This window comes from Flavobacteriales bacterium (assembly GCA_019694795.1).
GTDB lineage: Bacteria > Bacteroidota > Bacteroidia > Flavobacteriales_D > UBA2798 > UBA2798.
Genome location: JAIBBF010000023.1, coordinates 39,592 through 47,703, shown reverse-complemented (window position 1 = coordinate 47,703; position 8,112 = coordinate 39,592). Strand labels below are relative to the sequence as shown.

General features: G+C 38.8%; 7 protein-coding genes. All 7 read right to left on the bottom strand.

Annotated features, from left to right (window positions below):
- Positions 1-196 precede the first annotated feature (196 nt).
- Complete coding sequence (locus K1X56_08775) at positions 197-1,477, bottom strand: hypothetical protein (protein MBX7094801.1); 1,281 nt, start codon at positions 1,475-1,477, stop codon at positions 197-199.
- Positions 1,478-1,963, bottom strand: coding sequence for an RNA polymerase sigma factor (locus K1X56_08770; protein MBX7094800.1), 486 nt, complete (start codon positions 1,961-1,963; stop codon positions 1,478-1,480).
- Positions 1,964-2,049: 86 nt separating this feature from the next.
- A complete protein-coding gene (locus tag K1X56_08765) occupies positions 2,050-4,401 on the bottom strand; it encodes a tetratricopeptide repeat protein (protein ID MBX7094799.1) in 2,352 nt (783 codons plus the stop codon).
- A gap of 5 nt (positions 4,402-4,406) precedes the next feature.
- Positions 4,407-5,483, bottom strand: coding sequence for a mechanosensitive ion channel (locus K1X56_08760; protein ID MBX7094798.1), 1,077 nt, complete (start codon positions 5,481-5,483; stop codon positions 4,407-4,409).
- Positions 5,483-7,459, bottom strand: coding sequence for a DNA primase (gene dnaG / locus K1X56_08755; GenBank protein MBX7094797.1), 1,977 nt, complete (start codon positions 7,457-7,459; stop codon positions 5,483-5,485). Before dnaG ends, K1X56_08760 begins: the two co-directional genes overlap by 1 nt.
- Entirely contained in the window at positions 7,460-7,885 is a 426-nt protein-coding gene (locus tag K1X56_08750) for a hypothetical protein (GenBank protein ID MBX7094796.1), read from the bottom strand. It abuts the gene before it with no gap.
- Positions 7,878-8,111, bottom strand: a complete 234-nt coding sequence (locus K1X56_08745) for a hypothetical protein (GenBank protein ID MBX7094795.1) — start codon at positions 8,109-8,111, stop codon at positions 7,878-7,880. The genes K1X56_08750 and K1X56_08745 overlap by 8 nt, the downstream gene beginning before the upstream one ends.
- Between the last annotated feature and the right edge of the window lies 1 nt (position 8,112).

The following is an 8,112-nucleotide window of genomic DNA, read 5'->3' as shown; positions in this document are numbered from 1 at the left end:
GGCGGTTCGGGTGGAGTTGGTACTTCCTGTGCCATTGCCATCACACTCAGACAGCTCATAACTAAAGTGGCAAATGTGTTTTTCGTTTTCATGGTGTTCGTTTTTTAGTGACGATTTCTCGTCGTATCGTTTCAAAAGAGATTTCGTTTGTTTTAATGTAGGACGAACAAGTCCCTGAGATGTTACAGCCAAAAAATTATTTTTTTGTTTTTCGCTGAAAAGAGAATTTTCCGATCTCGAAATAGGTCTCTTTGTATTCGTCGCCCGCATTTGAAGCAAAGGCAACATTGGTTCCTGTAATTTTAGAGGCGGTATTGCTGATGCTTTGTTGAACATCGTTTTTATTCACCTCTTCTTTACCGAATAATTTTTCATTCGTTTTTTTCTTCAGGTATTCTCCAACACTCATGAACTCATCGTTTGAATTCGCATTGTTTTGGAGGGCCAGATCTTCGGTTGTTTGTTGCACGTTTACCGCAGCACTGTCTTTCGGATTATTTTGTTGGGCAACATTTTCCTGTGGTGAATGTGTAGTAATAATTGTATCCTTCAATTCTTTCCGGTCTTCGTTGGCAATTTCCTGAATCGGATTTTCATTAACGGCAACATGCTGTTGTTTATTGATCGGATTCTGTTTAGAACGAATACTATTGCTTTCGGCAAACTGATTGTTTTCGGTCGACCATTCAGTGGTATTCATTGGGAGGGAGTCTCTGTTGTCTTCCGCTGGAATGGTGTTGTTTTTCTTTTGAGCAGAAAGTTCATTTTTATATTCATCCTGCTTCGGCCACAGTGTGAAGATTAAGGTAACCACCGCAGCAGCGGCAAAAATTCTGTAAAGGGTGGACCGCTGGAATACAACAATTTTTCCTTCTTTTTTATACAGCGAATTTTTATCTGAAAAAACTACTTCTTCTTTCGATAGTTTGGTTTTGGAATAAGCACTAAGTAATGCACCGAGCTCAGTGTTTTCTTTACAGTGTTTTTCAATTTTTTTGTTTTCCGATTCTGTAAACCACCCCTCGAGAAAACCAATAATTAATAAATCGCGATTGGAAGCGGCGGATTGAAATAAGGATGTATTTTTTAAATACAATTCTTTTTCATCAAGAGAAACTGATTCAGCCTGGATTTTTGTTTTATAAAATTGAAGAAGTTCCTTTTCCAGTGCCGGCATTTCTTTGAGCATGCGGTTTAACTCATCGCTTTCTTCAGCCGAATTTATATTTTCAAGGGAGCCGATGCTTAAAGATTCAAAACGTTCCAGTGTTTTTTCATCGGTTTTTTTCAGGGTATCTTTTAATTCAAATGAAGGTTGATCATCGCTCAGTGAAATCATTTCAAAGCCTTCGAGTTCCTGTTTTAAATCCGGATTATGCTCCAGAAACAACAAAAGCATTGCTTCTCTTTCCGTAGAAAGATTTCCCTCTATATAATCGAGGAACCAAGCTTCGTAATTGTTTCTGTTGATTTCCATTTATATCACACTTTCCATGGATCCGATGTAATCCTTTAAAAATTTTCTTGCTCTGAAGATGTAAACTTTTACCTGCGATTCATTTAATCCGGTAATCTCACCAATCTCCTCATAACTGTATCCTTCATAATCGCGAAGCATAATTACCGAACGCTGAATTTCCGGTAATCGGGTTAAGGCTTCATTTAATATTTCTTTTAGATCGGAATACTGTTCATTGTGACCCATTCTCCTAACGGTGGTCTCATTGTATTCACCTTGCTTTTTTTCGCGGCGACTTAAATCCACGATCGCATGGTAACAGCTTGTGAAGAGATAGGACTTTACCTTTTCAAAAGAAACATCTTCTACTTTCGTCCACAAGCGCATAAACGTTTCCTGAACAATATCTTTCGCCTTATCATCATCTCTCAGATTCTTGAGGGCGAAGCGATAGAGATTGTCCGAAAACTGATCTACACTTTTATTGTATTCCGAAGTAGTCATTTTGCAACGTTAAAGGTAGGACGAACAAGTGAGTCACTTGTTACAGCGAAGAGCAAAATAATTTTTACATATTGAAAATCAGATGATTATATTCTCATTCCGAGTACACAAACATCATCAATTTGTTCCAGGTCACCTTTCCAGGACTTAAATTCATGCTCCAGTTTTTGGCTTTGTTCGGTGCAGGAGAGTTCTGCATTGGAAGCGAGTAACTGATAGAAATTGGAGTATTTGAACTTTTTCCCTTTTGGTCCACCAAACTGATCGGCAAATCCATCGGTAAAGAAATAAATCATGTCGCCCTTTTTCAATTCGGGTGAATGAGTGCTAAACGGATCTTCGCGTTCGCCCATTCCAACCGGCATTTTATCTGCGGCTAGTTCAATAATTTCTCCCTGTCGCACGATTATTGGATTATTGTGTGCGGCGGAATAGATCAGGTTCTTTTTATCCCAACAAAAAACAACGCCATCCATTCCATCTTTTTGTCCCTGTTGTGAAATATGTTCAATCAGATTAGCTCTTGCATGATCCAGTATTTTACCGGGATCGTGGATGTGTTTTTCATTGATGGCCTCATTGAGAAATGAGATATTAAGCAGCGACATAAAAGCTCCGGGAACGCCATGTCCGGTACTGTCGCAAACGGCCATAAAGAATTTTCCATTTTCAGTATGTGTTGCCCAGTAAAAATCACCCGATACAATGTCCTTAGGCAGAAATAAAACAAAATGTTCAGGCAAGTGCTCCTTCATCAATGCATCATGTGCTAAAAGCGTAAACTGAATTCGTTTTGCATAATTGATGGAATCGGTAATTTCTTTTTGTTTTTCTTCAATAATATCTTTTTGAAGCAGGATGTTGGTGTTTTGACGTATAATTTCTTCGTTGCGAATGGCCAGAATTTCATTCGCTCGTTTTCGCTGCCGGTTGGCGCGGATAATAATGCTGAGTAACACAACAAATAACAAAACAATGGTTAATGCACCATAAAGAAGAATGTTCTTTTTATGTTCCTCTTCATCTTTCAGTTTTATTTCTGCATCCTTAGCGAGATTTTGTTGACGCAATAATTCGTTTTTATTTTTTTCTTCTTTGGTGTTGTATTGCGCTTCCAGTTTTGCTAATGCATTTCGGTCTTCTTCACTTTCCAGTGAATCTCTAAGACTTAAATGTTTCCGGATATAACCGTAAGCATTCGCAAAATTTCCTTGTTCCTGACTCAAATCCGCCGCCCGGAGATACATTTGAGATAGTCCGCCTTTTGCTCCCGTTTTTTCCAGGTATCCTATTCCTTCCAAACAATGATACAAGGCTAAATCAAATTGTTTTTTGCGTTGGTAGGCTTCGGATAATCCATTATGTATTGCTCCCATTCCTTCGGGGTCCTGCGCCTGAATTTTATTTTTTAATGCGTCCTTAAAAAACACAATTGCTTCATCCGTTTTCCCCTGGTGCAAGAGCATAATACCCATGGAGGATAATGCCGATCCCAATCCGTTTTTATCTTCTGCTTTCCGGAAAGCTTCCTGTGCTTTCTGATAATGGAAGCTGGCACTATCGTATTGTTGTTCTTCTTCGAACGTGTTGGCAAGAATGAAATGGACATTCCCCAGATCATGGTTGTTTTCGGAGCGTTTAAAAACAGGAAGAATGACATAAAGTTCTCTTCGTGCATCTTCATACTTTTTGGAATTGAACATGATTTGTGCAATGTTCATCCTTGCTTGCGAAGCTTTATTTTCTACATGTAAGCTGTCGTAAATATCGCGAGCCTCAATAAACAGGTCGAGTGATTTATTGAATTTGTTCTGGTAAAAATAGATGTTGGCAATATTAAAAGTTGCATCTGCCATTCCTTCTTTTTTCCCGATCAACTGGTACAACTGATAGGATCGCTGAAGGTAGGTGTAGGAAGAATCGAATTGTCCAATATTGGAATAGGATAATCCAATGCTATTATAGGTGTCTGCAATGTAAACCGTATCCTTTCGGGCGATCGACATTTTTAATGATCGGTCGAAATAATAAAATGCGCTATCGTATTCTCCTATAAATTCGAAAAGACTACCCATGTTGGCATAAATCTTTTCTTCGGTTAATTTGTTTTTTGCAATGCGGGAAGTCGAAATCCCTTTTCTAAAAAGAACAAACGCAGAATCGGTATTTCCCGAATACATTTCTACTATGGCCAGGACATTTAAAAACTGACCTTCTAAATCTTTGTTTTTAATTTTTATGGCAGTCTGATAACCGGTCTCGGCCATTTTTTTTCCTTTGTCGAAATCAACCATCAGCCAGGTTTTAGAAAGCGTAACGCTGATTTCTAATTTCTCTTTTTCTGTTTTGGCCGCTTTTAATTTCTTTTCCAGCTTTTCAATTTCTCCTGTTTGTGCCAACGCAAAGAGGGAGCATAATGCTAATAGTAAAGTATTCATCCACCTCATTGCTCATCTCCTTTCTTATTCGAAGCCACCGGATGAATTCCTTCTGCGCGTAGTGATTTGTCGATTAAAAAACGAAGATCACTTTGTATGCGCTGTACTTCCCAGGCGTGAGAGGTCCAGTAACTCAATTGAAATTTAATGCTGCTATCGCCAAAATCTTCGAGAAATACCTGGATCGGTTTTTTCTTATCGATTAAATGATGTTGCAATGCACATTGGTATAATAGCGATCGGATTAGTTCCGGATCAGTTTCATTTTTTGTGGAGATTTGAATAAAGTAACGGGTGGATTTTTGGTTGTAGGACCAGTTGTTCAGGTTTTCGGAGGTTAGTTTCGAATTGGGAATTATCAGGTAATTTCCATCGCGGGTTCTTACAGTGGAAGTGCGGATGTTGATTTCAATCACTTTGGCCATCATTTTGTCAACTTCTACTACGTCACCAATTTTAATACTTCCTTCAAACAATAAAATAAAGCCGGAAATGATATCGGCGAATATTTTTTGCAGACCTAATCCCAATCCAACAAATAAAGCAGCAGACGATGCAATCAGAATGGTAATGTCGATTCCAAAACTCTGAATGGCCAGAACAATAAACAGCGTATAAATGAAATATTGCAGCAAACGAATCATCGTATGTGCTTTGTTCTGCGATTCACGTTCTTCTTTTACGCTTCGCAATACCCAAATACGAATGGTGGAGGTTAAAATTCGCGCACTAATCACAAAAATGGCTACCAATAAAATATTGTAAATCGAAATGTGGAATTTGTCAATACGAATCAAATCGAATTCCAATAACTCGGTAAAGCCGACATTTTTATTATTGACCGATAAACTTTCAATGGCTAAAACAATGGCGAGAATATTAATGAATTGTTTCACCAGCGTGATGGTGGCCAGTTCACGGTCGCCCACTTTTATTTTTTCCTTTTTAAAAAAGGGACGCACTAAATCTTTCGCATGTTTTCTTCCCAGTCGGGATAATATCCATAACAATAGAAATAAAATGACATTTAGTATAGTAATACTAAAATCAGAACTGAATGTTATGATGGGATAACTTAGCATTAGCGGATAATGACTCTTCCCAATTCCTCAGATAGTTTTTTCTTTACCTCAAATAAAGCCATCTGATCTTCGAGTAATTGATTGACTTCCTCTTCTGTAATGTCGTTTTTCAGTTTTTTCTGAATGTTCTGAATAAACTGCATTACTTTTTTTAATTTATAGGAGTACACGGCATTTTTTACCATGTAGGATAATTTTTCCTCTTCCAGCTTTGTAAAAATCATGTGCTTGTCGCGCCATTTTGCACTGAGCGAATAAGGGGTTACAACCAGATCAACTGCCGTTTTACCGATTTCTTCTGCCTGTTGTAAAAAGTGATTTTGTTTTAAAATTAATCCGCCTTCCAGCGCAAGCGCATAGTCGCCTAGTATCGCTGCAAATTCGCTTTGCTCAAATTCGAGTCCGTCGCTCAGTAATTGGTGAACAATAAATTCCGCCACCGTTGTCTGCAAAATCTCCTTATGTATTTTTTGTTTTCCGTCGGGACCAATCTCTTCTTCGGTAACGGTTATCTCATATTCCAGATCGCGTTCGCCATAATTGAGCAGGATGCGGACTAAATCTTTTTCCTGGGGCAATAATTCATTAACGCTTTCTTCCTCACGGGTGACTTCCTGTTTCTTCTCCGGTATTTCCGTATAGGGCAAATCTGCGCCGCTTTCTTTGGCAGATTTTGTGCGACGAAATTTGTTCAGCTCATTGATGAGCGTTTGTTCAGCAATTTCAAACAGCTTGCTGCATTCTTTAATGTAAACCGAACGGGTAATGGCATCGGGAACCAATGCAATACTTGCAATTAAATCGCGGATTAATGCTGCTTTTTTTACAGGATCCTGGTCGGCTTCCTGTTGTAGAATTTTTGTTTTAAAAAGGATAAAATCTTCAGAATGCTCACGGATGAATTGGTGAACTTCTTCGGTGGAGTGATTTCTGGCATATGAATCCGGATCCTCTCCATCGGGGAATAAAAGTACACGTACATTCATTCCTTCTTCCAGAATCATATCAATTCCACGGAACGATGCCTTAATACCGGCACTGTCTCCATCGTAAAGAATGGTGATGTTTTGCGTATAGCGTTTTATCAGTCGGATTTGTCCCGTGGTTAAAGATGTACCACTTGAAGCCACCACATTTTCAATCCCGGTTTGCGAAAGTGAAATCACGTCCGTATAACCTTCCACCAAAAAGCAATTATCATTCGATATGATGGCTCGCTTTGCAAAGGATATTCCATAGAGAATATTGCTCTTTACATAGATTTCAGTTTCGGGAGAATTTAAATATTTCGGTTCCTTCTTATCGCTTTTTAATGTACGGGCGCCAAATGCAATTACTTTACCGGTTACATTATGAATGGGGAAAATGACTCTTCCTCTGAAGAAATCAAATTGTTTTCCATCGTCGCGCGTTTTTATTAAACCGCATTTTTCCAATAAATCGATGCTATAACCATTTTCTTTTGCATGCACCAATAAATCTTCATACGAATCAATGGCAAATCCCAGTTGGAATTTTTCAATGGTGGGTAAGGAAAAACCTCTTTCTTTAAAATAAGATAAACCGATGGACCGACCCTCTTCGGTTTCCATCAAATTATGTGTGAAGTGTTTTTGCGCGTATTGTGAAACTACATATAAAGCTTCTTTTTCACTTTCCTGTTGTATTTCCTCTACACTTCGTTGTTCTTCCTCAATGGTGATGTTGTACTTTCTGGCTAAGTGACGCAAAGCATCCGGATAGGAAACATGTTCCTGCTCCATAATAAAGTTGACCGAATTGCCGGCTTTACCGCAACCAAAGCATTTGTAAATTCCTTTTGCAGGAGAAACAGTAAACGAAGGCGTTTTTTCATTGTGAAAGGGACAAAGCCCCATCAGGTTAGCACCTCTTTTTTTTAAGGATACATAGTCGCCAACCACTTCATCAATGCGAGCGGTTTCCGTTATTAATTCAACTGTCTCCTTTGGAATCATTTATTTAAACTCCTCTTCCTTGGTCATGGTTCCTTGTTCGTCGAAGAAGGTCCATTTTCCATTCTTTTTATCGCCACGGTAATATCCGATGTAATGCACCTGACCGTTTTTGTAGTAACTCACGGTTTTACCATCCAAGGCTCCAAGGTTGTATTCGTTTTCACTCCACTTCATTCCGTTTTCATACCAGGTGGTCCAGATACCGTGACGTTTTCCCTGCAGCACTTCCCCTTTCATTTTTAATTGTCCATTGGGATAATAAGTAATATTCATCCCCTCACTCATTCCTTTTGCGGGATTGTACTTTTCAGTATGGTTGGCAACTGTATCTTTTTTGATTTCTTCATTTTTACTTTCTCCTCCGCAGGAAATAAGTAATGCACCAAAAAAGAAATAAAATAGTCCTGAGAAAATGATTTTATTCATGATCTGTCGATTTGTTTTTTTTGTTTTCTCTAATCATAACCAATGCCCCAACCACTACTACGGCAATGGCAAAATAGAGCATTTTATGTCCCCCTCCCTCAGCCGGTGCGGGATTGGAAGCAACATCTTCGGCCTTAACAACGGTGCTGTCCGAAACACTGGTTTGTGCCAGTAATTCAAGGCTCATACAAGCGAGCATCAGTGAGGTGAGGATTCGTTTTTTCATT

What these genes read in the sequence shown, in the direction of transcription:
- dnaG (MBX7094797.1), bottom strand. Translation starts at nt 7,459, where the DNA reads ATGATTCCAAAGGAGACAGTTGAATTAATAACGGAAACCGCTCGCATT.
- K1X56_08760 (MBX7094798.1), bottom strand. Translation starts at nt 5,483, where the DNA reads ATGCTAAGTTATCCCATCATAACATTCAGTTCTGATTTTAGTATTACT.
- K1X56_08765 (MBX7094799.1), bottom strand. Translation starts at nt 4,401, where the DNA reads ATGAATACTTTACTATTAGCATTATGCTCCCTCTTTGCGTTGGCACAA.
- K1X56_08770 (MBX7094800.1), bottom strand. Translation starts at nt 1,963, where the DNA reads ATGACTACTTCGGAATACAATAAAAGTGTAGATCAGTTTTCGGACAAT.
- K1X56_08750 (MBX7094796.1), bottom strand. Translation starts at nt 7,885, where the DNA reads ATGAATAAAATCATTTTCTCAGGACTATTTTATTTCTTTTTTGGTGCA.
- K1X56_08775 (MBX7094801.1), bottom strand. Translation starts at nt 1,477, where the DNA reads ATGGAAATCAACAGAAACAATTACGAAGCTTGGTTCCTCGATTATATA.
- K1X56_08745 (MBX7094795.1), bottom strand. Translation starts at nt 8,111, where the DNA reads ATGAAAAAACGAATCCTCACCTCACTGATGCTCGCTTGTATGAGCCTT.